Source organism: Litorivivens sp. (assembly GCF_057445395.1).
This window is the reverse complement of sequence record NZ_JBVBUV010000027.1, coordinates 17,559-44,305: the sequence shown is the minus strand read 5'-3', so window position 1 is coordinate 44,305 and position 26,747 is coordinate 17,559. Positions and strand designations below refer to the sequence as shown.

Below are 26,747 nucleotides of genomic sequence, written 5' to 3'. Positions count from 1 at the left end.
ACGATGAAAAGCGCCTGCGCGAGCTGGCCAATGTTATCAACACCATTCCCGAAGGGTTTTCACTGCAGCGCCAGGTCGCCAAGATCTACGAAGACCGGCGCAAGATGGCTGCAGGCGCTACTCCGATCAACTGGGGGTTTGCCGAAACGCTGGCCTACGCCACTTTGTTGGAGCAAAACTTTGCTGTGCGACTGACCGGACAGGATGTTGGGCGCGGTACCTTCTCCCACCGCCACGCCGTATTGCACAATCAGAAAGACGGCCACACCTACACGCCGCTCAAGCACGTGTCAGAAAATCAGCCGCGTTTCACCATTCACGACTCATTGCTGTCTGAAGAAGCGGTGCTGGCCTTTGAGTACGGTTATGCCACGACCCAGCCCAATACCCTGGTGATTTGGGAAGCGCAGTTTGGTGATTTTGCCAACGGCGCCCAGGTAGTTATCGACCAGTTTATCAGCAGCGGTGAATTCAAATGGCAGCGTCTGTGTGGCCTGACCATGCTGCTGCCGCACGGTTACGAAGGGCAGGGACCTGAGCACTCTTCGGCGCGTTTGGAGCGCTTCATGCAGTTGTGTGCTGAACACAATATGCAAGTGTGCGTGCCGTCCACACCAGCGCAGGTGTATCACATGCTGCGTCGGCAGATGATTCGCCCCATGCGTCGGCCTCTGATTGTCATGTCGCCGAAAAGCCTGCTGCGCCATAAGGATGCGGTATCGAGCATGGAAGAGCTGGCCAACGGCAGCTTCCAGACTGTGATTGACGAAGTAGACGACCTCGACAAGAGCAAGGTGAAGCGCCTGATTCTGTGCAGTGGCAAGGTCTACTACGATCTGGTGGATAAGCGCCGCGAACACGAGAAAAATGATATTGCGATTGTACGTTTGGAGCAGCTGTATCCGTTCCCCTACGATCGTCTAAAAGAAGTGATCGCCGGTTACCCGAATCTGAAAAAGGTTGTGTGGTGTCAGGAAGAGCCGCGTAACCAGGGTGCCTGGTATAACAGCCGTCACCGCATACTGCGCGTGGTGCACAGTTTCCGGCCAGATAAGAATCTGCTGCTCGGTTATGTGGGGCGAGACCCGTCTGCGTCACCAGCTGCCGGCTATACCGCTTTGCACATAGAACAACAGACCCGCTTTATTCATGAAGCGCTGCGTCTGGATACACACTGACAAACAGGTATTAGGAATTACTGATGACAACCGAAATCAAGGCACCCACATTTCCAGAGTCAGTGGCCGACGGCACGATTGCCACCTGGCACAAACAGCCCGGTGAAGCCTGCTCGCGCGATGAGCTGATTGTGGATATAGAAACTGACAAAGTGGTATTGGAAGTGGTCGCGCCAGCCGATGGCGTGCTCGAAGAAATTGTCAAAGGCGAAGGCGAAACTGTGCTCAGCGACGAGCTGATTGGTCGTTTCAAGGAAGGGGCAACCGCCAGTAAGCCAGCAGCTGATAAAGCCGCACCAGCCGAAGACAGCGCCGGAGCCAAAAACGGCGCTGACCTGAAGGTCAGCCCAGCCGCGCGCAAGATGATTGAAGAAAACGGTCTCGAAGCCACAGCTATTGAGGGTACCGGTAAGGGCGGTCTGATCACCAAGGAAGATGTTGTTGCTCACATGGAGCAGCCCAAGGCGACCGACAAGCCGGCACCAGCGGCGAAAGCCAGTGCGTCGCAGGCACCGGAAAAAGCCTCGCTTGACAACCTCGTGGTCGGTGAGCGGGTTGAAAAGCGCGTACCTATGACCCGTTTGCGCGCCCGTATTGCAGAGCGTTTGCTCGATGCGAGCCAGAGCACGGCCATGTTGACCACCTTTAACGAGGTGAACATGAAGCCGGTTATGGAGCTGCGCAGCCAATACAAAGAATTGTTCGAAAAAACCCATAATGGCACGCGTCTTGGATTCATGGGCTTCTTCGTCAAGGCGGCTTGTGAAGCGTTGAAGCGTTTTCCCGCGGTTAATGCCTCATTGGACGGCAATGACATCGTATACCACGGCTATCAGGACATTGGTGTTGCCGTATCTACCGACAAAGGTCTGGTAGTGCCGGTATTGCGTGACGCCGATGCGATGGGTCTGGCCAATGTAGAAGACAAGATTCGCGACTTTGGTCTGCGTGCTCGCGACGGTAAGCTCGGTATCGACGATATTCAGGGCGGAACCTTTACCATTACCAACGGTGGTGTATTTGGCTCACTGCTGTCTACGCCCATTCTGAACCCGCCGCAGACCGCGATTTTGGGTATGCACAAAATTCAGGAGCGCCCGATGGCCGTCAATGGGCAGGTTGAAATACTGCCGATGATGTATCTGGCCCTGTCCTACGACCACCGCCTGATTGATGGCAAGGAAGCAGTACAATTCCTCGTCACCATCAAGGATCTCATCGAAGACCCGGCGCGCATTTTGCTGGAAGTCTGATTATAAGCCGGTCTGTGGTGGGGGCGCCTTAGGGCGCCCGCTGACCATTCACTCGGAACACAGTTTTTATAGAAGGTTGAATTTATGTCGAAATTCGATGTTGTAGTCATCGGCTCTGGCCCCGCAGGTTATGTGGCCGCCATTCGCGCTGCACAGATGGGGCTCAAAACCGCCTGTATCGAAAAGAACAAAGGCAAGAACGGCAAGCCCGCCCACGGCGGCACCTGCTTGAACGTGGGCTGTATTCCGTCCAAGGCGCTGCTCGACTCTTCCCACAAATACGTTGAAGCGGCCCATGATTTTGCCACCCACGGCATCACCGCCAAAGATCTGAAGATCGACGTTCCTGCTATGATCAAACGCAAGGATCAGGTGGTGACCCAGCTCACGGGTGGTATCGGCGGGCTGTTTAAAGCCAATGGCGTAACGGCCATTGACGGTGCAGGCAAGCTACTTGCCGGCAAGAAAGTTGAAGTAACTAAAGAAGATGGCTCGACTGAGACTCTGGAAGCGGAAAATGTAATTATCGCTGCTGGTTCCTTGCCGGTAGAAATCCCGCCTGCCCCGATAGATCAGGACATTATTGTTGATTCCACTGGTGCGCTGGAGTTTCAGAGTGTGCCCAAGCGTCTGGGGGTTATCGGCGCTGGTGTAATCGGTCTTGAGCTGGGCAGTGTCTGGGCGCGTCTGGGTAGCGAAGTGGTTGTGCTTGAAGCGCTGCCCGATTTTCTGCCAGCCGTCGATCAGCAGATTGCCAAAGAGGCCGCCAAAATCTTTAAAAAGCAGGGCCTGGATATCCGTCTTGGTTGCCGCGTGATGGATAGCACGGTTGCCAAGAAAAAGGTGACTGTGAAATACAGCGACGGCGACAAAGAGCAGGAAGAAACTTTCGATAAATTGATTGTGGCTGTGGGTCGCCGCCCGCAAAGCCAGAATCTGCTGTCTCAAGATTGCGGTGTCAATCTGGACGAGCGCGGCTTTATTTTTGTGAATGACTACTGTGAAACCGATGCGCCCGGCGTATATGCCGTAGGCGATATCGTGCGTGGCCCAATGCTTGCCCACAAGGGCTCAGAAGAGGGTGTCATGGTAGCCGAGCGCATCGCTGGTAAGAAAACAGCTATGAACTACGATGTGATTCCGAGCGTTATCTATACTCACCCAGAAGTTGCCTGGGTGGGTAAAACCGAAGAAGAGCTGAAATCCGACGGCACGCCGTACAACGTGGGTGTGTTTCCGTTCGTCGCCAGCGGTCGCGCGCTTGCCGCCAACGATTCACAAGGCATGGTCAAGATGATTGCTCACGCCGAAACCGACCGTATCCTCGGCTGCCACATCATTGGCGCTAGTGCTGCGGATCTGGTGCAGCAAGTTGTCATTGCCATGGAATTTGGCTCCAGTGCCGAAGATATCGGGCTCACGGTGTTTGGGCACCCGACGCTGTCTGAAGCCGTTCACGAGGCCGCACTCGCGGTGGCCGGGCATGCGATTCACATTCCTAACCGGAAGAAGCGATAGACTTTTTTGCGCCGGTGTGCACCGGCGCAAAGAGAGGGGGAGAGGGCCCGGATTGGTTGATTAATAACCAGCCTGTTTGGGCTTTAATTTGCGATAGTCGTCATTTTCAGGGAAAATACGCGCCCAAATTTTGCAACTATCGCAATATTTTCGAGGGAGCAGGTCACGCACTGACAGGATGAGATCTGCTTTAAGTTCCACAGACCGAGACGGTAAAAATCATGAACCTTCACGAGTACCAGGGCAAACAACTCTTTGCCGAGTACGGCCTGCCTGTATCAAAGGGTTTTGCCTGCGATACACCAGAAGAAGCAGTAGAAGCCGCCAAGAAAATTGGCGGTGATCAGTGGGTAGTTAAAGCCCAGGTTCACGCCGGGGGCCGCGGTAAAGCGGGTGGTGTGAAGTTGGTCAGCAACACTGACGACATCAAGGCCTTCGCTGAAAAGTGGCTGGGTAAAAACCTGGTGACCTACCAGACTGATGAAAACGGTCAGCCCGTTTCCAAAATTCTGGTTGAATCCTGCACGGATATCGATCAGGAATTGTACCTGGGTGCCGTGGTAGACCGTTCTACCCGCAAAATCGTTTTCATGGCGTCCACCGAAGGTGGCGTTGAAATCGAGAAAGTTGCGGAAGAAACACCGGAAAAGATTCTTAAAGCCATTGTTGATCCGCTGACTGGCGCGCAGCCCTACCAGGGCCGTGAACTGGCGTTCAAACTGGGCCTGAATGGCGTCCAGGTTAAGCAGTTCGTAAACATCTTCCTGGGCCTTGCCAAACTGTTCCAGGAGAAAGACCTTGCGCTGCTGGAAATCAACCCGCTCGTTATCACCAGCGAGGGTAACCTTCACTGTCTGGATGCCAAGCTGAACATCGACAGCAATGCTATGTACCGCCAGCCCCAGCTGAAGGAAATGCACGACCCTTCGCAGGAAGACGAGCGTGAAGCGCATGCCGCCGAGTGGGAGCTGAACTACGTTGCGCTGGATGGCAACATTGGTTGCATGGTTAACGGTGCTGGTCTGGCCATGGGTACCATGGACATTGTGAAGCTGCATGGCGGTGCGCCGGCAAACTTCCTGGACGTGGGTGGCGGTGCTACCAAAGAGCGCGTTTCAGAAGCGTTTAAAATCATCCTTTCCGACGAAAGTGTTAAAGCCGTTCTGGTTAACATCTTCGGCGGTATTGTCCGCTGTGACCTGATTGCCGAAGGTATCATCGGCGCGGTTGAAGAAGTTGGCGTAAAAGTGCCTGTTGTTGTCCGCCTTGAAGGCAACAATGCCGATCTTGGCACCAAACTGCTGGCAGAATCTGGCCTGAACATCATTGCTGCAAACGGCCTGACCGAAGCTGCCGACGCAGTTGTTAAAGCAGCAGCGGAGGGTTAATCAATGAGTATCCTTATCAATAAAGCCACTAAAGTAATCTGTCAGGGTTTCACCGGCTCGCAGGGTACCTTCCACTCCGAGCAGGCTATTGCCTACGGCACCAAAATGGTCGGCGGTGTAACGCCCGGTAAAGGCGGTCAGGAGCACCTGGGTCTGCCAGTGTTCAACACCGTTGCAGACGCGGTTGAGGCTACTGGCGCAGAAGCCTCGGTAATTTATGTGCCGGCTCCCTTCTGTAAAGATTCCATCCTGGAAGCAGCCAACGGCGGTATCAAACTGATCGTTTGTATCACTGAAGGTATTCCCACGCTGGACATGCTCGAGTGTAAGGTCAAGTGTGACGAGCTGGGTGTACGCCTTATTGGTCCTAACTGCCCAGGCGTTATCACTCCCGGCGAGTGCAAGATCGGCATTATGCCCGGTCACATCCACCTGCCAGGCAAAGTGGGCATCGTGTCGCGTTCTGGCACTCTGACCTACGAAGCAGTCAAGCAGACCACAGACTTCGGCTTCGGTCAGTCTACTTGTGTCGGCATCGGTGGTGACCCGATTCCGGGCTCCAACTTCATCGATATTCTGGAAATGTTCCAGAACGATGAGAAAACCGAAGCTATTGTCATGATCGGTGAGATCGGTGGTACCGCGGAAGAAGAAGCGGCGGCCTACATCAAAGCGAATGTGACCAAGCCTGTGGTTTCCTACATTGCCGGTGTAACAGCACCTCCAGGCAAGCGTATGGGCCACGCCGGTGCGATCATCTCCGGTGGTAAAGGTACTGCAGATGAGAAGTTTGCTGCCCTGCAGGACGCGGGCGTTAAAACCGTGCGTTCACTGGCCGATATCGGCAAGGCACTGCAGGAAGTAACAGGCTGGTAATTCCGGCAGTTACGACTTAGAAAAGGCGGCTTCGGCCGCCTTTTTTATTGTCTGTCACTCTGTGGCGTCAATTCAGTGGTGAGATGCTTTAAGCCCCGTTAGCCGGGTGTTTCAGTGCCTCTAGACAAGCCTAGAGAAATACCTGTCTCAGCTGTTGAGTCCCCCTCGGCAACAGCCTATAGTCGGTGGATATTGTGGTGGTGATCGCCATTAACTCAAAAGCCAGGGGGGCTGAAATGATAAACCGAGGGCTGTGCTGGAATAGTGGCAGAGTACGAGAAATTCTTCTCATCGCTGTGATGTCGCTATACGCCGTTCAGAGTAGCGCTAATGTGCCTCTGGACGACCAGCGAGCGCTTTTCCGTGAAGCGGTAACCGACGCCAGGGAGGGGCGTGTAAACGAGGCGACCGCTGCAATCACGGCGCTTGGTGATTATCCTCTGGTTCCATACCTGCAGCTGGAACTGTTCAAGGCGAAACTGTTTGCGTTGTCTCACGACGAAGCAAAGGCTCAGCTCAACGAGCACGCCAATTCGATTGTCGGCTCCTACATGGAGCGGGCCTGGGTGACCCGGCTGGTGCGCAATCGTAATTGGGAGGCCTTTTTGCAATTCACCGGCAGTACGCCGCCCGGTGGTCTGCAGTGTGAGTACATAACTGCGCTGCGCGCCACAGGTCGCGATGCTGATGCAGACCGTTTTACCCGCAAGCTATGGAATACCGGTTACTCACTGCCGGAACGCTGTGACACGGTGCTGGCAAACTGGCTGTATCGGCTTTCAACCGAACAGAAAGAAACGGTTCATTGGACTCGGGCCCGCCTGGCATTGCAGCAGGGACAAAGCGGCCTTGCCGAATACCTGCTGCGCGATATTCAAAAGGCGGAACTCGCCCGGGACATTCTTACCAAGCCAGATTTACTTTATCAGAAAGGTCACGTGCTTGAGGTTAACGACTTTAATCGCTTACTGGTGATTCACACGCTGCAGCGGCTCGCCGCGAAAGACTTTCAAGCCAGTAACACGCTGTGGCATCAGCTCAACCTGCGTTTTCAGTTTACAGCCAAGGAAAACTACGCACTGCGCGATCGCTTTGCCCGAGAGATCATTGCCGGTGGTGCTGATTTCGCTCGAAATTGGCTGGATGCCAATGATCGCCAGTTTGAAGACCACTATCTTACTGAGTGGCGGGTGCGGCTGGCTTTGAAAGATCGTGACTGGGAGGCGGTACAGCGTTATATCGCTGCCTTACCGGAAAATGTTCGCCACAAAGCTGACTGGAAGTATTGGTGGGCTCGGGCCGATATTGAACAGCATCAGCGCATGACCCCTCAAGCCAAGGCCGTGCTGAATGCGCTAGCCAGTGAACGCGGTTATTACAGCTTTCTGTCAGCGGACCTGCTGCGCAAGAAATACCAGCTCGGTGGCGAGCGCACGGTTAACACCAAGCTGATTCCCGAGGTGGAGAATCTGCCGGGCATGTTGCGTGCCCGAGAGTTGCATTGGCATGGGTTTGTCGCCAATGCCGACACCGAGTGGCGACGCGCGGTGCGCTCCCTGAGTCAGGAGCAGCAAGTGGCCGCTGCGCAAATGGCGCTCGACTGGGGCTGGTCAAACGCGGCCGTGTTGACGGCACTGCGTGCTAAGGAATGGGATGACCTGGAGCTACGCTTTCCGCTGGCCTTCCAGGAAACGTTCGAACAAAGCGCCAGCAATGCCGGAATAGAGCTCAATTGGGCCTATGCGATAGCCCGTCAGGAGAGCGCATTTGCCGAACACGCCCAATCGCGTGTTGGTGCGCGTGGCGTGATGCAGTTAATGCCTTCAACCGCGCGCGGCGTTGCCCGTGACATGGGGCGCGCCTATCCTACTCTCGGCGATTTGCACACGCCCGCAATCAATATCGAAATGGGCACCTACTATCTAGGGCAATTGCGCAAGGAGTTCGGCGGTAACCACATATTGGCCACGGCCGCGTACAACGCTGGCCCGCAACGGATAAAACGTGTACTGGAGCGGCAAACGGAAGTGATACCGGCCGATATCTGGATAGAAAACCTGCCCTATGGTGAAACCCGGGAGTACATCAAGAATGTACTGGCCTTTAGTGTGGTATATGGACTTAAACTGAAAGGCTGTAAATCTCCAAGTGTGCAAACCGGCTGCAATGCCTATGGAGACGGCCGCTATGCGGTTATCGCGCCAAATCTGTATGTTGCCGACAAAGACGCAAACACCGATGGCGTGCGGCGGGCAGAGGACCTCTAACGCTACGGCTTTGTAACTGGTAATATTAACGATTATTTCTCCGGCGCAAGCGCTGCGCCGGGTGTTCGTTATGGGAGTGCCGGCAGGCAGTATCCAGCCAGCTTATGAAAGTTACCCCGTCAGTAACACGCGCCACCGTTCCCGCTGATGCCCTTGTATCCATTCGGCAGCTCAATGCCTGTCGTATACTGGTCATCAACAGCAAAGGCGGCGCAGGTAAGACCACTGTTGCAACCAATCTGGCGGCTTGGCTGGCAGCACGTGGCGAACAGACAACGCTTATCGACTCAGATCCGCAGGCGTCTGCCCAGCAGTGGGTAAAATCCCGGAACTCTACGTTGCCCAATGTCTACGGCGTCCACTTGGACAGCACGGCAAAAACTACGCGTAGTTTTCAGTGGCGCGCGCCGCGTTCTACGCGCTGGCTGATCACCGATTCAAGGCCCGGCCTGAGTGGCGCTGACCTCAATGACATGGTTGCCGACCACGACCTGCTGGTCATACCTGTATTGGCTTCAGATATTGATATACGCGCCAGCGCACGCTTTATTGGCGAATTGCTGCTGACGCCTATCATGCGTCATAGTCGGCGGCCGGTGGTTGTTGTGGCAAACCGGGTAAAGCGGCAGACCAAAGCCTGGGAGCGGCTGCAAAAATTCCTTATCAGTCTCAACATTCCTTTTCCCGCAACCTTGCGAGATACCCAAAATTACGTGACTGCCTTTGTTGAAGGGAAGGGTATCGGTGATTTTCCAGCGCATAAAACGCATCGAAGAGATCAGGAAGACTGGAAAATGCTGTTGGAGTGGTTGGAAGGGGAGAGTGTAGCGGTGAAATCCTCGGTGAAATAACGGCAATATTTAGTGGTGGGCACTAGCGCCACGCGTCGCGCTGTATTGGGTTTTCAGTAGGTATAAGCACTGATGTACCGGCGACGTCGACGGTCAATAATGCACTCTACAATCATTGTGTCTGCCACGTGGCCTTTGTCGCCTGTAGCGGCAAGGATATAGCATGAAGTCTCCCGGGCTGCCGCGCGATGAATCGACCCGCTTGGCGACGCTACACTCTATAGACATACTCGACTCCTCTCCCGAAGAGCGTTTTGACCGGCTAACCCGACTCGCGCAGCGCATGTTCCGCGTACCGATTGCACTGGTCAGCTTGATAGATGAAGACCGGCAGTGGTTCAAATCCTGTGTCGGTCTCGATGTCGCAGAGACACCCCGTGATATTTCATTCTGTGGACACGCTATACTGGGCGACGAAATTTTTCTCGTCGAAAACGCGCTGCTCGACGAACGCTTTGCCGATAATCCTCTGGTCAGCGGTGCTCCCCATATTCGTTTTTATGCGGGTTGTCCACTGCGCTATTTCGACGGCAGTCGATTGGGAACCCTCTGCATTATCGACACCAAGTCGCGCACGCTGGCTCCGGAAGATCGGCTTGCACTGAAAGATCTGGCTGAGCTGGCCGAGCGAGAATTGGCGGCCGTAGAATTGGCAACGCTAGACGATCTTACGGGCCTGCCAAATCGACGAGGTTTTCTGACGATGGCGGAAAAGGCCGTTAACCTTTGCGATAGGGAGTCCATTCCTGAATCCCTCGTGTTTCTCGACCTCGATGGGTTTAAAGATATCAATGATCGTTATGGTCACGCCGAAGGTGACAAAGCACTGCTTACCTTTGCCAACTTGATCAAAAGCAGTTTCAGGAAGTCGGATATCTGTGCAAGGTTGGGAGGCGACGAATTTGCCGCGCTGCTGCCTAAAGCGACCGCCGCACTAGCGAAGGAATCGATCGTTCGTCTTCGGGAATCAGTGGCAGAACACAACGCCAAAGCCCAAGCCGGCTATGACCTTGCGTTCTCGGAGGGGATTGTCGAGGTTGATCGCGGTTACAACACCACCATAGAGGCGTTGTTGTCGCAAGCTGATGCAAAAATGTATCGAGAAAAACGAAAATCCGCCTCAGGCGCAGATGTCTATTGTGCACCCCACCGCGAATAGTCCCCCAAACCTTCCCAGCACAGCACAATCAGTAAGTGGGGGCGTTAATACGCTCTAGGGTTACATTCATTGTGCGCAGCTCAACCGGATCGCCAAACTGCGTGTAGATGGCCACATCTGCGGCGTCTCGGCCGTAGGCAATGGCTATTCGCCCGCCTTGAACATTGGGCTGGGTTGGGTCAAAGGTATACCATCTGCCGCCCACATAGGCTTCAAACCAGGCATGTAAATCCATTGGCTGAAGGTTCTCCAGGTAGCCCACCACCAATCTGGCCGGAATAGAGAGTGCGCGACAACACGCAATGCCTAAATGCGACATATCGCGACATACAGCCTGTGATTGTTCATTCACCTCGCAGGCGCTGACAATAAGCTGTCCCGACCCCGGCGTGTATGCAATGGTTTGGCGAATGTATTCCACAATCGCGCTGCATTGATCGTAGCCGGGTGCTACGCCTGCCGTGATGGAGGCCGCCAGCTGGGTGCACCGATCAGACTCGCAAAACCGGCTGGGATATAAGAAAGGTAGTGTTTCCTCGGGCAACTGCTGCACCCCAATAAAATGCGCGCCGGGCGCTATATCGGCGGCTTCTGCTGTTTCAACATCAAACGAAGTGAACACAGAAAATGGCCCAGCCGGTGCTACCAAACGCTGGCACAGATTTCCAAAAGGATCTGTAAATTCAATCGCTGAGACGCTGGGGGTTAACAGATACTGTTCGCGCCCAACCCACTGCTGCCAGCCGCTGCGTGGCCGCAACGTAAAAATAAAGGGAGTGGCAACTTGGCTGTAGAACTCAAGCAAACAGGTGGCACGCATCCACATAAAACACCCCAACCGCTGCGGAGCTGAATTGGCTTCTACTCTACCATCCTTGTAGTAGCTGCTGATACCGGTAAAAAGCGTTTAAAAACACAACCGAGAGAAGCGTTACCCTGTCCATTCAACGCCGGTAGCGTAGGGCTGGCGATACCTCGACGGTATAGCACCGAGCCAATTGCCAATGTTGCTATGCAAAGTGCGTTACGCAATGCTGTTTTGTAAGGTATCAGTCACCCCAGAACTTCCACCACTTCTTACGGTTTGCGTCTCTGGATTCCTGTCCCTTAGCGGAGCCCTTATTCAGCTCCTTTTGTTCCTGCTCAGATTTCTTGGCGCGCTGCTTGTCTGCCCCCTTTAATTCGTCAGACTTTTTGGCTTTGTCGGCTTTCTCCATCTTTTCTTCCATGCTGTGGATGCCTTCTTCAATATCCTCGTTGGCATCCTGCATGGCTTTACGGGCATCTTTTTGCTCGGTCGTCTGCTTGCTTTTGCCTGCCCAATCGGGTTTTTCAGCAAAGGCGGCCGGTGTAAGCAGGGCCGAAATGCACAGTGCTATAGAAAGTATTTTCATTGATTGCTCCTGAAGAGTGTTAATAAAACCTGCCTTAAGAGCTGAGAAAGGCGCTATAGATTATGCGCACACGGCTTTGTCAGGTTAAATGAATAAAAACCACGATTAAGGTGTTAACCAGAAAGATTATAGCCTAGTGCGCCAATACAGAATTGAATTATCCCCAACGTCACGAAGTGTCGGTTCTTGAGTGATAAGTAGGAAAAGTGAAGTAGGCAGCAGTATTCATTAGCTGAGATGTACTTGCTCGTGATTATCCGAAGTCGGGGCGTATTAACCGAGTAATTAAGTTCCGAGGCTTCTTTAATTCGTCTCACGTGCAGCCCCATTTTATAGCACTAGCGTATGGCATTAACCCGGGCTTAAATTCCAGGCTAAAACCTGTATCGCTAGTTTTGATACGGTGCTTGAGTTCGTATTGGGGGTTGAGCGGGGTAGTGCTAACGCGGTGTGAATGGTTTTTACAACGTCCAGGTTGCCCAAGTCTTTCAGCTTGGTGGTAATGGGTGAGGGGTTTAGTCCCTCACCCTGTTTACCTTCCCAAACGGGAGAAAGATGTCTAACGATTTAACCGGTTTTCGATAAGTTCGTCCACGACTGCTGGGTCTGCCAGTGTGGAAGTGTCGCCAAGGTTATCCAGTTCGTTGGCCGCTACTTTGCGCAAGATGCGACGCATGATTTTGCCCGAGCGGGTTTTTGGTAAACCGGGCGCCCACTGGATTAAATCCGGTTTGGCGATGGGGCCAATTTCTTGTACACACAAGTGAACAAGCTCTCTCTTCAGTGCATCGCTCGGTTCGTTTCCGCTGATGAGAGTGACATAGCAGTAGATGCCCTGGCCTTTTACATCGTGAGGGTAGCCCACCACGGCGGCTTCTGCCACGGCTTCGTGCAGTACCAGTGCGCTTTCCACTTCGGCGGTACCCATGCGGTGGCCAGACACATTCAATACGTCGTCAACGCGACCGGTTATCCAGTAGTAACCGTCTTCATCGCGGCGGGCGCCGTCACCGGTAAAGTAGTAGCCGGGGTATTGGCTGAAGTACGTGTCGATCAATCGCTGGTGATCACCGTAGACCGTGCGAATCTGGCTGGGCCAGCTGGCTTTGATGACTAGATAGCCGGAGCCGGGGCCATCAATTTCCTTGCCGTCCTGATCGAGCAGTGCGGGCTGCACACCAAAAAAAGGTTTAGTGGCTGAGCCCGGTTTGGTGGCAATGGCACCGGGCAGGGGAGTGAGCATCTGGGTGCCGGTTTCGGTCTGCCACCAGGTGTCGACAATGGGGCAGCGTTCTTCGCCCACGATGTGGTAATACCATTCCCAGGCTTCGGGGTTGATGGGTTCGCCTACCGTGCCCAGCAAGCGCAGGGATTGGCGCGAGGTTTTGGTGACGTAATCGTTGCCGGCGCCCATCAACGCGCGAATGGCGGTGGGTGCGGTGTAGTAGATATTTACCTTGTGTTTGTCGATAACCTGCCAGTGGCGAGAGGCGTCAGGGTAGGTGGGTATGCCTTCAAACATGACCGAGATGGCGCCGTTGGCCAATGGGCCGTAAACAATATAGCTGTGGCCGGTAACCCAGCCGACGTCCGCGGTGCACCAGTAGATGTCGCCGTCGTGGTAGTCGAAGGTGTATTTGTGGGTGATGGCAGCTTGCAGCAAATATCCGGCGGTTGTGTGCAATACGCCTTTGGGTTTGCCGGTAGAGCCTGAGGTATAAAGAATAAACAGGGGATCTTCCGCATCCATCCATTCCGGTTCGCAGTCGCTAGCGGCATTTTGGGTAGCTTCGTGGTACCAGAGGTCGCGGCCATCGTGCCAGCCTATGTCGCCGCCGGTGCGTTTGACTACCAGACAGGTTTCGATGGAAGGGCAATGTTCAAGGGCTTTGTCGGTATTGGCCTTGAGCGGTATCCTTTTGCCTCCGCGCACACCTTCATCGGCAGTTATTACCAGTTTGCAGGCGGAATCGTTAATACGGTCTTTGAGCGCTTCGGGTGAAAACCCGCCGAATACCACGGAGTGGATCGCACCTATCCGGGTGCAGGCCAGCATGGCGTAGGCGGCTTCGGGAATCATCGGCATATAGATGCACACCCGGTCACCCTTGCCCACACCACGTGCTTTCATGGCGTTGGCCAGTTTGCATACCTGTTCATACAGCTCGCGATAGGTAATGGTTTTGTCGTCGGTGGGTTCGTCGCCCTCCCAGATAATGGCGGACTGGTCGCCGCGTGTAGCCAGATGTCGGTCTATGCAGTTGTAGCTTACATTGAGTTTGGCGCCTTCAAACCAGGCGGCCTCGCCTTTAGCGAGGTTGTAACGGGAAACCTGATCCCATTCTTTGTGCCAGCTTATAAAATCGCGGGCCTGTTCTGCCCAGAACACATCAGGCTGTTCAACAGACTGCCGGTACATCTGTTCGTATTTGTCGGCAGTAATGTGGGCCTTGGCGGCGAATGTATCTGGTACTGGGTAGGTTTTCACTTGCATGGCTAACACCCTGTCCTTTATCGGTTTTTTTCGAAGTGAGATCGCTTGAGCATAGCGACTATAAAAGCTGAGTTGAAGAGCGAAATCGTCAATTTGGTGTAATTGTAGGCTTACAGAACAATCTTGTTCAGCTCTTCCATTAGGTAGTCGATAAACAGCCGTACCTTGATGGGCAGATGCCGCTGCTGGGGATACATGATCCATACCGGCTGCGGATACTGGCTCCACTCGGGCAATACCTGTGTGAGGTTGCCTTGGGAAATGTCTTCCATCACCGAGAAGAACGGCAGGCTGGCAATGCCCAGCCCACAGCGCGCTGCACTAAGCAGGGCGGCACCATTGTCGCTGCGCCAGTTACCCTCCGGCTGAATTTGTACGGTTTCTTCGCCGTTGCTCAGATACCAGAGAGAATCTACACCCACTAGGCAGTTGTGCTGGTTTAACGCTTCGAGTGAATCGGGTGTGCCATGCGCTGCGAGATAGTCCGGGCTGGCCACCAGGTAGTTAAAGTTATCGGCCAGCTTGCGGGCTACCAGCGTAGAGCTTTTCAGTTCGCCGTAGGCTACAGAAAGGTCGTAGCTCTCCTTCACCAGGTCGGGTTGTGCGTCGGTAAAATCCAGCTGTACATGCAAACGCGGAAATTGCTTGGTGAAATTGGCGAGAATGGGAACTAGAAAGCGTTCCTGAAAGGAGCCGGAGATGTTCACTTTGAGATTACCGCGTGGCTCGTTGCGCGACAGCGCCAGGTCTTCTTCGGCCTTCTCGAAGGTGTCAATGGCGTGCTTGCTACGCCGGTAAAACTGCTGGCCTTCGTCGGTGAGGGCCAGACTGCGCGTTGTGCGCAGTAGCAGGCGGGTGCCGAGGCGGTCTTCGAGTCGCGAAATCAGTTTGCTGACTTGCGAGGTAGACATGTTCAGGGTCTTGGCGGCCTCGGTGAAACTGTGGTGTTCAACCACCTGCACAAACTCGTAGATTCCGTCCCAGCGCGCCATTAGCGGCTCCCAATGATCGTGTTATTGTTTCTTCAGAGGCAATAATGTTTTGCGGCATCGTATCTTAAAGGTCGGGCCCTCACAATCTAGACTTTCCCTATTGCGAGAAAACCGGAAGGCCACTATGTACGATCTGATTATAAAAAACGGCACCGTTGTAGACGGTACAGGCAGCGCAGCCCGCAGCGCTGATATTGCGGTTCAGAACGGCGTTATTGTGTCGGTGGGCAAGGTGCAGGGTGATGCGCGCCAGACCATCGATGCCAATGGTAAGCTGGTTACCCCCGGCTGGGTGGATACCCATTCCCATATGGACGGTCAGGCCAGTTGGGACGCCTATTGCAGTCCGGCATCCAATCACGGCATTACCACGTTGATCATGGGTAATTGCGGCGTGGGTTTTGCGCCCTGCAAACCCACCGAGGCCGCCCGCCAGCAGATGATTGAGGTGATGGAGGATGTTGAAGACATTCCCGGCGCCGCGCTCAGTGAAGGCATTGACTGGCAGTGGGAGACCTTTCCCGAATACCTGGATGCACTGGACAAGATGCCGCGAGCCATCGATATCGGTGCTCAGGTTCCACACTGTGCGGTTCGCACATATGTGATGGGGGATCGGGGAACCAATAACGAACCGGCCAGCGACGACGATATAAGCAAAATGATCGACATTGTGCGCGAGGGCATTGATGCCGGCGCGATTGGTTTTACCACCTCGCGAACCGAGCTGCACACGACTCGCCACGGCCAAGTCATGCCGGGTACCTACGCGGACGCAAATGAACTGCTTGGTATTGGTAAAGCGATTGGTGACATCGGTAAGGGTATTTACGGGCTGGTGTCAGACTTTCACAACTGGCGTGAAGAAATGGAGTGGATGAAGCGGCTCTCCATCGACAATAACTGCCAGGTCAATTTTGTGCTGTTTTTCCGCGAAGAAAAAGATTGGGAACGGGTAGAGCAGCAGCTGGCATATGTGCGCGAAGCGGCAAAAGACGGTGCTCGACTGATTCCGCACGTGGGTGCCAGGCCGGTGAATATCTTAATGGCGTGGGACGGTACGGTTCATCCCTTTATGTTTTCGGCCGCTTTTGCCGAGCTGGCAGGGCTGCCGCGCGAGGAGCGCCTCGCAAAACTGCGGGACCCGGCTGTTCGACAAGCCATTGTTGAAGAACCGCGAATGGAAACCGGAGGCGATTTCTTTCTTGAAGCCATTACCAATGGTTACGACAACCTTTACGTAATGGACGACGTGCCCAACTACGAACCAGCCTACGAAGACAGTATTGAATATAAGGCCAAGACAGCGGGCGTGTCTCCCCAAGCCTATGCCTTTGACGCGCTGATGGAAAAAGATGGCAAGCAGATGATCTACTGCCCACTGTTTGGCTATGGAGCGCGCGATCTACGCAGACAGATGGCCATGCTGCAGGACGAGAGCACCGTTATCAGCCTGGCGGATACCGGCGCCCATTGTGGCGTGTTGTCCGATGCGAGTGTGCCCACCTATCTGCTGAGTTATCTGGTACGGGACCGCCAGCGCGGTGAGCGTTTTACGTTGGAGCGTGCTGTGCAAATGCACACGCAGGAAACTGCCCGCTGCATGGGCCTGAACGATCGCGGCACCTTGGAAGTGGGTATGAAAGCCGATATCAACGTGATTGATTTTGATGAGCTGCAAGTGTTACCGCCGGAGGTGATTTTTGACCTGCCCGCTGGTGGCCGTCGGGTTTTTCAAGGCGCCAAAGGTTACTTGTATACCTTGGTAAGCGGCGAAGTGATTATGGATCACGGTCGGCCCACCGGTGCGTTGCCCGGGCGGTTGATTCGCGGAGCCCAGGAAAAACCACAGCAAACAGTTGCTGCTTAGTTGTCTCGCAGCGTGTAGGCGAAGGTTTCGGTGGCGCATTCGCTTGCAAGGCAAGCTACCACCGGTTGTGCTACGGCGTGTAGTAGCCATTCTTGCGCTGATTACCGGCGGCTCTGCTGGTATTGGTCTGGCCTGTGCCAAACGCTTTGACCGTGAAGGCGTCACTATCGACGCCTTCATATAGGGTCGACGTAAAGGCAAGCATGCAAGGTGAAATGAAAATAGGGCGATTCGTAAAGCCCGAAGAAATTGCTGCTCCTGCCAATTTTGGCGCCTCAGAGTAAGGGGCGTATATTACCAATCACTCATACTCGGCAGGTCATCCCCGCGGCGTGGTTCAGATGATGCAGTTAGCGTAGGCGAGCGTGCGCTCGCTTAGCAGCCAATTGTCGCGATCTTGGCGATACAATAACGCAGTATTCATTTCCCGCGTCCTTATTTTCTTATCTCTTTAAACGCGCATCCGCTCCAGGTAGGCGCTTTTCACATCAGCGCTTTCTCCCGTGGCCGTCATTTCGACGGATTCGCCGCTAAAAGCGCGTGTCGGTAAGTCAAACAGTGACATTTTGCAGCTGTTTTCCGCAACAGAAACGGCGCTACTGTAGACAGGCGTTTTGGAAAAACACTGGAGGCGTGTCGTGAGAACAGCAGCGAAAAAAGTGATGATTCTAGGCGGCGGTAAAATTGGTAGTGTGATTGCCCGTTTGCTCTCTGCTACGCCTGACTACCAGGTAACGCTAGGTGATGCCAATGCACTGGCCTTGCAAAAGTTCGAGCGCGCCAGTGGTATTCCAACCCGGCACATGGATTGCACTGATGTTGCCGACCTGCGCCGGTGTTTACGCAGTCACTTCGCAGTGATTAGCGCTCTGCCTTATCACCTAACCGCCAGTGTTGGCCATGTGGCGGCGGAGCTGGGGGTTCATTATTTTGACCTTACCGAAGATGTTGCCAGCACCCGAAGCATCAAGGCTCTGGCCGAAACGGCGAGCAGCGTACTGATGCCGCAATGCGGTCTTGCGCCGGGATTTATCTCCATTGTGGCCCATGATCTTGCCAAGGGGTTTGATTCACTCGATGCCGTCGAACTACGCGTGGGAGCCTTGCCACAATTTCCATCCAATGCGCTGAAATACAATCTCACCTGGAGCACGGAAGGGTTGATTAACGAATACTGCCGCCCTTGCGAAGCGCTTGTTAATGGCGAGCTAACCGAAGTACCACCGCTTGAACAACTAGAACATTTTTCACTGGACGGTGTTGAGTATGAGGCGTTTAACACCTCGGGCGGGTTGGGTACCTTGTGCGAAACCCTTGCTGGCAAGGTCAACAGTCTTAATTACCGTTCAATTCGCTATCCCGGCCACCGCGACTTAATGAAAGTGTTGTTGGAAGATTTGAAGCTTGCCGACCGACAGCATTTGTTGAAGGAGCTTTTCGAACATGCTTTACCGGCCACCCAGCAAGATGTGATTGTCGTATTTGCCACGGTGAAAGGCTGGAAGCTGGGGCGTTACTTGCAGGAGAGCTACGCCAATAAAATTTACGCGCGCGAATATGCAGGGCAGTGGCTCAGTGGAATTCAGCTTACTACCGCGTCCGGGGTCTGTGCCGTGGTGGATATGGTGGCCAATGGCCAGCTACCTGACAAAGGGTTCGTTCGCCAAGAGCAGGTGAGCTTGCAAGATTTTCTGGATAATCGCTTTGGGCGCAATTTTATGAACACGCGAAGTGGCTCTACACCAGATCAACACAGTGAGGTGGCGTAATGAGTACTCGGGTAGCACAAGTAGCTGGATTGGATGGGGCTGCAAGGCTCGATGTTTATTCTCCTATTGACGGTAGCTTACTTGGGTGTGTTGAACAGGATACGGCGGCGTCTGTTGAACACAAAGTAGCGCAGGCTCAACGTGCCTTCTACCAATGGCGATGTGTTCCGGCGCCCCAGCGCGGGGAGCTTGTGCGGCGTCTGGGCGAAGCCCTTCGTCTACACAAATCAGAGCTTGCTGAGTTGGTCACCAGAGAGTGCGGCAAAATTTACCAGGAAGGTTTGGGCGAAGTTCAGGAAATGATCGATATCTGCGACTTTGCGGTGGGCTTGTCGCGCCAGCTGTACGGCTTGACCATTGCTTCGGAGCGCCCTGAGCATCATATGCAGGAACGCTGGCAGCCAATGGGTGTAGTGGGTGTTATTACCGCGTTTAATTTTCCGGTAGCGGTATGGGCATGGAATACAGCAATTGCTTTGGTCTGTGGCAATGCGGTGGTCTGGAAGCCTTCGGAAAAAACACCCTTAACCGCAAAGTATTGTCTCAATCTATTTGAGCAGGTAGCTCAAGGTGTTGAATCCGGCGTGCCCAACGGGCTGGTTAGTGTTGTCTATGGTGGCGCATTGGCTGGTGAGCACCTTGTCGACGACAAACGTGTGGCGTTAGTCAGTGCCACCGGTAGCACTGCGATGGGGCGCATTGTGGCCCAGCGCGTTGCAGCTCGGTTTGGACGAAGCCTGTTAGAACTCGGTGGGAATAATGCGCTCATTGTCGCGCCCACTGCCGACCTTGATATGGCCCTGCGAGCTACTGTGTTTGGTGCGGTGGGCACCGCCGGACAACGCTGTACGACAACGCGTCGTTTGCTGATACATGAGCAGGTATATGCGCAGTTTGTCGAAAAACTGAAATCGGTATTTAGCGCTATTCCGGTCGGCAATCCGCTGTCGGCAGAAACGTTGGTAGGCCCATTGATAGATGGCGACGCCTACAAAGCGATGCAGAGTAGTCTGGTTGCCGCGCGCAGTGCCGGTGCCCGGGTGTTAGGCGGAGAGCGGGTGTATCTGGAGTTTGATAACGCCTGGTACGTTACGCCGGCGTTGGTTGAGGTAACCCAGCAACACGACTTCATGCTGACTGAAACTTTTGCGCCGATACTGTACGCGATGCCTTACCGCGAGTTCGATCAGGCGATTGCTTTGCAAAACGCGGTGCCGCAGGGATTGTCGTCAGCTTTATTCAGCAATGACGTGCGTGAGACCGAGCATTTTCTTTCAGCCGTGGGCAGTGACTGCGGAATTGCCAATATCAATATCGGTACCAGTGGGGCCGAGATTGGCGGTGCCTTTGGCGGTGAAAAGGAAACGGGGGGTGGCCGGGAGTCGGGGTCCGATGCCTGGAAGGCCTATATGCGGCGTATGACCTCGACCATTAACTATTCCCGCGAGCTGCCGTTAGCTCAGGGTATCCATTTTGATATCGACGCCATTCTCGATGGCAGCGTTCATTAGCGTCAGTAATACACAGAGGAGTCAAGAACATGCTCTCTAACTGTAACGCCATGCTTTGCGCGTGCTTGGGTGAGCGCGATGCTAACAATCTGATGGCGATGGTTGAGCATCCTGCGTTTTCAGATGACGCGGCTTGTCAGCGCGGGGAAATTGCCCATAGCTTGAACCTGCTGCTGCTGGCCGATTTGCTAGAGCGGGTTCCTCTAGCGGCGATGTATGTAGCGGAGCGGTGTGCTGCGGGTGAGCGCTTGTTCCTTGATCACGGTGCGGTGCGCTCTATTGTGGGTGCCGCCGTCGGTCTCCCCGCGGGTCGCCGACATTTTGCGCGCCTGCTGGAACCGCTGGGCTATTACCAGAATTCGGTGTACCCCTTAAAACGACTTAAGATGACGGGCTACTCCTATACCCATCGGGATTATCCCGAGGAGATTGGGCAGTTCTTTGTCAGCGAGCTTGATATCTGCCAGTTTGATGGCACTTTCCAGGCAGCGGCGCACGCTGTATTTGACAGCGCGTGTGACCCCTTGTCTGAGGGCTCGCGGCAATTACTCAACAAGCTGTCAGTGAATAACAGCCTCACGTTATCGGAAGCGCAGCGCTTGCTGCCGCAGCTGATGGCCTGCTTTCGTCGCCTTCACGCGTTGCCCGGCAGAACGCATTACGAAACACTCAAAATGTATTCTGCGGAGGCCGCCTGGATTGCCACAGAAGGTAGTGCCTACAACCATGTGACCGATCGTATTGACAGTGTTGACGCGTTTTCTGACTTGGCACATAAGCGGGGTCTCCCAATCAAAGAGAAGGTGGAAGTCTCGGCGCAGGGCAGTGTGCGCCAGACCGCGTTTCGCGCAGCCAATGTCATGCGACCGCTGCTGAATGACGATGGGCTGGCCGAATTGGTACCGGTTCCGGGCGCATTTTTCGAATTTATCTCCAGAGACCGACTTGCAGACGGCTCTCTGGATCTCCGGTTTGACGCCAGTAATGCCCAGGGTATCTTTAAAATGACGGATTCTGCGGCCTAACGCTCCTGCCTCTAAAGTTACTGTGTCTAAAGTGGCATCCCATAAAGTGGCTTCCCTTAAAGTGAACCGTGTAGTCAAGGTTGTAGAGCGGGCAGCCCATCATCTGTGGTCGCGGCTCTTGCGCCGCTAACGCGCTAATAGTCCCCTGTCAGACAGCAGTTACAGGTAACCCGTTGCCCCCCCAAAAAACGCCAGACGCGGTTATTCATTCCGTTACCATTGCGTCTCTGCTCGAGCAGGTGTTTAATTTTCTCTGTCGCGTCGCTGTGTTGGTCGTTTCGGGCATCCATGTCGAAATGCCGGTGACTCTAGGCTGTTGGGGGCTCAGGGGTGATTAATGGACGAAATCGATAGACGCATGATTGCATTGCTGCAGAAAAATGCCCGCGAGTCGCTAGCGGAATTGTCGCGACAACTTGGCGTTTCCCGCTCCACGCTGAAAGACCGTCTGAAGCGGCTAGAGCAAAAAGGCATCATTGAAGGCTACAGTCTCACCCTTAATCGGGAATTCAAAGGACGACGCATTCGCGCCCATATAATGATCACCATCGAGCCAAGTCGCTACAGTGCGATTGTGGGTGAGCTGGAGGCGATGCCCGGTTTCCAGAGCCTATATGCGGTTAGCGGTGAATACGATTTAATCGGCATACTGGAAACCGATAGCACCGAAGAGATGGATTGTCTGATTGACGGTATTGGGTCTGTTAGTGGTGTGCAGGCTACGCGATCGTTTATTGTTTTCTCTACCAAGTTTGAAAAATTCTGAAGTGGGCGGCCTTCGCGTCAGGTGGCGGGTACGCGCGTGTGCGTAGTCGACGTAGCGCCTCAACAGGTTTCTGTCATAGCCATTCCCGCATAACAATGATAGGAAAACGGGTTTAATGTTTAAGTTGTCAGTTTTGAATCTTGTGCATTTCACACTATGGCTGCGCCCATTTTTGTGGGGTGGCGTATTGCTGTTGGGCAGCCCGTCAACGTTTGCCAGTGAACTGCCTGGTGCGCGGTTTTACGGGCAGTTTGATGTGGGGGCGCGCTATAGCAAAACGGGAGGTGATGGCGGGTGGCATGTGGACAGTCGCGGCTCGTATATCGGTGTGGTGGGTGATTTCAAACACTCCGAGGACGTGTCAGTTATCTATCAGTTGGAATATGAGGTAGATCTGGATGGCGACAGCAATGACACCTTTGTGCGCAACGACAGTTTTCTGGGGGTGCAATCTCATTTGGGGACGCTGAGGGCCGGTGTCATGGAAACGCCACTGCGTCATTTGGCAAACGCGGTAGATCTTTTCTCGGATACCTTAGGTGATCCGTCTGAACTCTGGAATGGTGATATTCGCACCAGTGACACGTTGTACTACCAAACACCTGTGTCTTCACTGATACGTGCAGAGGTGGCGCTGGTGGCCTCTGAGAACGGCGATACCGCAGCAGGAGAGGAACGTCGTGATGGTTATTCGGCAGCGCTGTGGCTAGAGCGCGACGGTGCAGGTATCGCCGTAGCTGCAGAGCGACACATTGAAGCCAACGATTTGTCGCGACAGCGCATTGCAGCACACTGGACTGCCGGTGTTGTGCGACTCGGTGCTGCAGTTGAGCGAGAATCGCGTCCGGCTCAATCGTCGGCGCTGGCTAAGATTGCCAGCGTTGCGCTTGATATGGGGCAATGGTTGGTGAAAACCCAATACGGGAAATCTGATATCCAACAGCGCAGTGAGTATCTTGGCAGTATTGGCGTAGATTTCTTGCTGCAAGAGAGGCTGACTGTCTATACCAATCTGCATCGGCATCAGGCTTCTACGGTTGCTGATTTCGTGAGTTTGGAAGCCGGTGTTCGCTTCGCCTTATAGCATTTTGGAGCGATGTAAAAGGCGTTGCAGGGCGGCAACAGTGTGTGTCGCGTGTGCACGTCACTCGCGGTTAAGTATGCGTGTTAACAATGAAACAGCGCACAAACCGGTTTTTTAGCAGCGTTCTTCGCTTTCTAACGATTTCACCTGAACCTAGTATCGACGCTGATAGTGGCGGCGACCTTCGATAACAACCTGTAAACACCGTTTACAACGATAACTCAACAAACCAGCTTTTCCCCGTGTGAAAACCTGAACCCGATACAGCGCGCAGGCGTTGTATCGAGCTGTCATTTGTTGGAACGACGGTCACTTGCCAGGCAGTAATTATTTACGGTGGATGATCCCTTTAATGTTTAAAGCCCTTTTTCGAACCTCTTTTTTATTAGCCTTAATTCTTCTGACTGTATTCCATGTTCAAGCAGAACAGCTCACTGAGCTACGTCAAAATCGTGTGGAGATGGTGGGCGCCGGCCCCGCCGGTCCAACCAATAAGACTTATTATTCAGTGCGTGCCTATGGCAGCGGCGCCCATGATGCCATACACGACCTTAGTGCTTCCCAGCAGGGCAGTGGTTACCGCATATTTTCTGCGTATATGAAAGATACCGGTGCGCGTTGGGTTTACTTAGCTACGCGGTTGCGTAGTGGAGAAATTCGTCGAACGTACTTTGATCTAGTGACTGGGGGCGTCGGTGCGCGAGCTCCAGGCCATGAAGTGGGTTTCAGTGCGCAGGGGGGCGGCTGGTATCGCGCCTCACTCGGGTTTGATGTGAGCAACGTGACCACGGTGTATGTGGGTATTGCGCAGACTAATGGTGTGCCGTTCTTTACCGCAAACCATGGCACTGATCGAATTTATCTGTCGGATGTGCGTTACGAGTCACCGGCGGCTCCGCCTGAGGCGGCGCGTGCGGCACCGTCCGCACCGAATGCAGCGGCCACTCGCGGGCTTTGGGTGTGGAAGGCGGACACGGTGCTCAACAGCCAGCGTCGCCAAGAGTTGTTTACCTTTGCCGCCAATCGAGAGCTCAATGCACTGTATGTCGACGCGCGTACCCCGGTGCTGCACAATCAGGGAGCTCTGGCTGAATTTATTCGCATGGCAAAGGCACGCGGTATAGCGGTGGAGTTAGTGTTTGGTAAACCAGAATGGGCGCTGTACTACAATCATCACGAGGTGCTTACACTGGTTGATCAAGCTGTTGAGTTCACCCGTCGCTACCCGGATGCGAGACCAAATGCCGTACACTTCGATATTGAAGCGCACCTGATTCATCAGTGGCAGGGTGACCGCAACAGTGTGGCAAATCAACTGATTGACCTCTACCAGGAAGCAGACCGTCGATTGGCGGCGGTTTCTATGCCGCTGGTTGTCGATATGCCGGTCTGGTATGACATCCACATGGTGCCCCGCTATGGACAGTCGCGTCCCCTGCATGAATGGATTATAGATGCGACAGACGGCGTCGCATTAATGGACTATCGCGATACCGAAGCCCGAATTTTGGCAGATGCAGATACTGAGCTGCGCTATGCAAACGCTACGGGGAAATCCATGGTTGTCGGGGTGGAAACCATGTGTATCGAGCCTGCAAGTATCACATTCTGCCAAGAAGGTGACGGCTTCATGCAGAGTGTGTTGCGAAGCGTGAATGCTCGGTTGCGTGGGCAATATTCCGCATACCGCGGCGTTGCGATTCATCACTATGAAGACTATCGTCGACTCAGACCCTGACTTGGAGTGAGCAATGGAAGCGCTGCAAGAACGATCAGCTATGTGCCCGTACTGCGGGCAACAGATCAGTCTCTTGCTGGATTGCATGCAGGTGGGCGACAGTTATGTGGAAGACTGCTCTGTCTGCTGCCAGCCAATTGTTGTGAGCCTGTATTCAGGAGAAGCTGGTGAACTGGAAGTTCAGTTGGTGGCCGAAAACGCGTGAAGCGTTAAAGCTGGTTGGTGGCTTTAACGCCACCAGTTCCCGTCAGAAGTGTTGAGCTGGTGGGGGCTTGCCTTGCAAGCGAGCGCAGGCAGCGCGTCCGGCTGGCGATGGCGTCGCTGCGCTAAGCTAACGTCTGATTACCTCAGATACTGCACTCAGCGTGGTTTTCCCACAGCGCATGAAGAATATTGGCGCGCGTTAACAGGCCAATCAACTTGCCCTCAGCAACCACTGGGTAGGATTTAGGCTTTTCCTTTCCCATGCGCTGGGCAATATCAATGATGCTTTCGTTGGGGCCTACAGTGAGTACTTGGTGGCTCATGATGTCGTCTACTGAGCGCGACTCCTCGCAGTGATAGCTGCTGATCAGCATGGTGTGGATGCAGTCCTGCTCAGACAGAAAACCAACAACTTGTTTTTTTTCGTCAATCACGGGTAAGCCAAGCAGCCTGTGCTGAATCAGCTTTTCAACCGCAGCATCCAACGACTCGCCGCACTTTACCGAAGGCGGGTTATCGATCATCACATCTTTCACCAGTAATTGGGTCATGTTGCGAACTCCTGAACCTCTGTCTATGTAATTACTATACGCCAAAAGCAGGAAAACCGTTATGGAAAAATCCCGCTATTCCGGCGACTTGCGGTCAACTATTGGTGTTTGCGGCGGGGCGCCTGTCGGTTGCAACGCGTTGCCACGAATTCGCTAACGGTGCACATTTTGTCCAATTAAGTCAGGCGCTTGTACCACGGCTTGCGGCATAATGGCGCCCCTGAACATCAGGATCGAACGTTTGTATGAATTGGCTTTATATTGCGCTTTTTATCAATGTCATGCTTTTGGTTGTGTTGGCCTTAATAGTCTGGCGTCTTTACTCAGAGCTAGCGAGACTGCGCAGCAGTGCGTCTGAGCTACTCTCAGCGCACGATCTCCCAGCGGAACTCGGTGAGCAGGGGCCACGCACGCTGATAACGCTGGAAATTCTCAACCCATTAACGGTGGTTGCGCAGCGCTCCTGGGTTGGCGGCAAAGTCAGTACCTTGTCGCCCGGCTTGATGCGCCGCATCGTGTTGAACCAGACGCGCGATCAGTTAAAAGCAGGGCTAGAGGAAAACGGCATTGAAGTGGATGCCCGAATTGTTCGTGTGGGCTAGCACAGGTTTTATTCTGCTGGCGACATTGGCTCTGGCGGCCGCAGTCTGGCAGTTTCGCCGAGACCTGGAGGAAATGGGTGCCCGACTGGACAGTATCGCCAAAAGGCGGCTGGATCGCGCCGCGAGTGCACATAGCCTGGGGCGGCAAAAAGGGCAGTAATTCGCCAAGCCTTTATTCCTACCAAAGTGTAATGACGCCTGTGTTGAAAAAAGTAGAACGCTGTGTAACTTTAGCAACATCTACCCCACAATAATGA

23 protein-coding genes and 1 pseudogene are annotated in these 26,747 nt (G+C 54.0%); 19 read left to right on the top strand and 5 right to left on the bottom strand.

Annotation, left to right across the window (positions count from 1 at the left end; translation table 11 throughout):
- The 8 genes and pseudogenes from AC222A_RS09875 to AC222A_RS09840 form a co-directional block, all read left to right on the top strand.
- Window positions 1-1,178, top strand: a pseudogene (locus tag AC222A_RS09875) (2-oxoglutarate dehydrogenase E1 component); the annotation flags it as partial.
- A gap of 23 nt (window positions 1,179-1,201) precedes the next feature.
- Complete coding sequence (odhB, locus tag AC222A_RS09870; RefSeq protein WP_372747882.1) at window positions 1,202-2,431, top strand: 2-oxoglutarate dehydrogenase complex dihydrolipoyllysine-residue succinyltransferase; 1,230 nt, start codon at window positions 1,202-1,204, stop codon at window positions 2,429-2,431.
- Between the two features lie 84 nt (window positions 2,432-2,515).
- Window positions 2,516-3,949: a dihydrolipoyl dehydrogenase gene (gene lpdA / locus AC222A_RS09865; protein ID WP_372747881.1), complete on the top strand. Its 1,434-nt coding sequence runs from the start codon at window positions 2,516-2,518 to the stop codon at window positions 3,947-3,949.
- 221 nt (window positions 3,950-4,170) lie between these two features.
- A complete protein-coding gene (gene sucC / locus AC222A_RS09860) occupies window positions 4,171-5,337 on the top strand; it encodes an ADP-forming succinate--CoA ligase subunit beta (RefSeq protein WP_372747880.1) in 1,167 nt (388 codons plus the stop codon).
- 3 nt (window positions 5,338-5,340) lie between these two features.
- A complete protein-coding gene (gene sucD, locus AC222A_RS09855) occupies window positions 5,341-6,213 on the top strand; it encodes a succinate--CoA ligase subunit alpha (RefSeq protein WP_372747879.1) in 873 nt (290 codons plus the stop codon).
- 236 nt (window positions 6,214-6,449) lie between these two features.
- Entirely contained in the window at window positions 6,450-8,480 is a 2,031-nt protein-coding gene (locus AC222A_RS09850) for a transglycosylase SLT domain-containing protein (protein ID WP_372747878.1), read from the top strand.
- A 104-nt stretch (window positions 8,481-8,584) separates the two neighbouring features.
- Window positions 8,585-9,331 (top strand): nucleotide-binding protein, encoded by a 747-nt coding sequence (locus AC222A_RS09845; RefSeq protein ID WP_372747877.1) that lies wholly within the window; start codon window positions 8,585-8,587, stop codon window positions 9,329-9,331.
- A 163-nt stretch (window positions 9,332-9,494) separates the two neighbouring features.
- Window positions 9,495-10,490 (top strand): GGDEF domain-containing protein, encoded by a 996-nt coding sequence (locus AC222A_RS09840; protein WP_486774915.1) that lies wholly within the window; start codon window positions 9,495-9,497, stop codon window positions 10,488-10,490.
- Between the two features lie 28 nt (window positions 10,491-10,518).
- Here the strand turns inward: AC222A_RS09840 and AC222A_RS09835 are convergent, their stop codons facing one another.
- From AC222A_RS09835 to AC222A_RS09820, 4 genes are all read right to left on the bottom strand, one after another.
- Window positions 10,519-11,316 (bottom strand): transglutaminase-like domain-containing protein, encoded by a 798-nt coding sequence (locus AC222A_RS09835; protein ID WP_372749306.1) that lies wholly within the window; start codon window positions 11,314-11,316, stop codon window positions 10,519-10,521.
- Between the two features lie 223 nt (window positions 11,317-11,539).
- Window positions 11,540-11,884: a hypothetical protein gene (locus tag AC222A_RS09830; protein WP_372749305.1), complete on the bottom strand. Its 345-nt coding sequence runs from the start codon at window positions 11,882-11,884 to the stop codon at window positions 11,540-11,542.
- Window positions 11,885-12,443: 559 nt separating this feature from the next.
- Window positions 12,444-14,378, bottom strand: a complete 1,935-nt coding sequence (gene acs, locus AC222A_RS09825; protein ID WP_486774914.1) for an acetate--CoA ligase — start codon at window positions 14,376-14,378, stop codon at window positions 12,444-12,446.
- A gap of 110 nt (window positions 14,379-14,488) precedes the next feature.
- Window positions 14,489-15,370, bottom strand: coding sequence for a LysR family transcriptional regulator (locus AC222A_RS09820; protein WP_372758676.1), 882 nt, complete (start codon window positions 15,368-15,370; stop codon window positions 14,489-14,491).
- Window positions 15,371-15,494: 124 nt separating this feature from the next.
- Between AC222A_RS09820 and AC222A_RS09815 the strand changes: the two genes are divergently transcribed.
- The 9 genes from AC222A_RS09815 (at window position 15,495) to AC222A_RS09775 (ending at window position 25,338) form a co-directional block, all read left to right on the top strand.
- On the top strand, window positions 15,495-17,240 hold the full coding sequence (locus tag AC222A_RS09815) for an N-acyl-D-amino-acid deacylase family protein (protein ID WP_372750534.1): 1,746 nt from the start codon (window positions 15,495-15,497) through the stop codon (window positions 17,238-17,240).
- Between the two features lie 43 nt (window positions 17,241-17,283).
- Window positions 17,284-17,424 carry a hypothetical protein gene (locus AC222A_RS09810; protein ID WP_372783937.1) on the top strand — a complete coding sequence of 47 codons (141 nt, stop codon included), beginning with the start codon at window positions 17,284-17,286 and terminating at the stop codon, window positions 17,422-17,424.
- A 478-nt stretch (window positions 17,425-17,902) separates the two neighbouring features.
- Window positions 17,903-19,009 (top strand): saccharopine dehydrogenase family protein, encoded by a 1,107-nt coding sequence (locus AC222A_RS09805; protein WP_486774916.1) that lies wholly within the window; start codon window positions 17,903-17,905, stop codon window positions 19,007-19,009.
- Window positions 19,009-20,520, top strand: a complete 1,512-nt coding sequence (gene amaB, locus AC222A_RS09800) for an L-piperidine-6-carboxylate dehydrogenase (RefSeq protein ID WP_372783287.1) — start codon at window positions 19,009-19,011, stop codon at window positions 20,518-20,520. The genes AC222A_RS09805 and amaB overlap by 1 nt, the downstream gene beginning before the upstream one ends.
- A gap of 29 nt (window positions 20,521-20,549) precedes the next feature.
- Window positions 20,550-21,545, top strand: a complete 996-nt coding sequence (locus AC222A_RS09795; protein ID WP_372759486.1) for a 2-oxoadipate dioxygenase/decarboxylase family protein — start codon at window positions 20,550-20,552, stop codon at window positions 21,543-21,545.
- Window positions 21,546-21,882: 337 nt separating this feature from the next.
- A complete protein-coding gene (locus AC222A_RS09790) occupies window positions 21,883-22,311 on the top strand; it encodes an Lrp/AsnC family transcriptional regulator (protein ID WP_372748293.1) in 429 nt (142 codons plus the stop codon).
- Window positions 22,312-22,426: 115 nt separating this feature from the next.
- Entirely contained in the window at window positions 22,427-23,395 is a 969-nt protein-coding gene (locus tag AC222A_RS09785; RefSeq protein WP_372763680.1) for a porin, read from the top strand.
- Window positions 23,396-23,747: 352 nt separating this feature from the next.
- A complete protein-coding gene (locus tag AC222A_RS09780) occupies window positions 23,748-25,133 on the top strand; it encodes a hypothetical protein (protein ID WP_372748291.1) in 1,386 nt (461 codons plus the stop codon).
- Window positions 25,134-25,146: 13 nt separating this feature from the next.
- The gene (locus AC222A_RS09775) at window positions 25,147-25,338 is read left to right on the top strand and encodes a zinc ribbon domain-containing protein (RefSeq protein WP_372748290.1); all 192 of its coding nucleotides are present in this window, start codon (window positions 25,147-25,149) and stop codon (window positions 25,336-25,338) included.
- A 142-nt stretch (window positions 25,339-25,480) separates the two neighbouring features.
- Here AC222A_RS09775 and AC222A_RS09770 read toward each other — a convergent pair whose 3' ends face one another.
- Window positions 25,481-25,888 (bottom strand): CBS domain-containing protein, encoded by a 408-nt coding sequence (locus AC222A_RS09770; RefSeq protein WP_372748289.1) that lies wholly within the window; start codon window positions 25,886-25,888, stop codon window positions 25,481-25,483.
- Between the two features lie 245 nt (window positions 25,889-26,133).
- Between AC222A_RS09770 and AC222A_RS09765 the strand changes: the two genes are divergently transcribed.
- Window positions 26,134-26,490, top strand: coding sequence for a hypothetical protein (locus tag AC222A_RS09765; protein ID WP_372748288.1), 357 nt, complete (start codon window positions 26,134-26,136; stop codon window positions 26,488-26,490).
- On the top strand, window positions 26,465-26,650 hold the full coding sequence (locus AC222A_RS09760) for a hypothetical protein (protein ID WP_372748287.1): 186 nt from the start codon (window positions 26,465-26,467) through the stop codon (window positions 26,648-26,650). The genes AC222A_RS09765 and AC222A_RS09760 overlap by 26 nt, the downstream gene beginning before the upstream one ends.
- Window positions 26,651-26,747 lie beyond the last annotated feature (97 nt).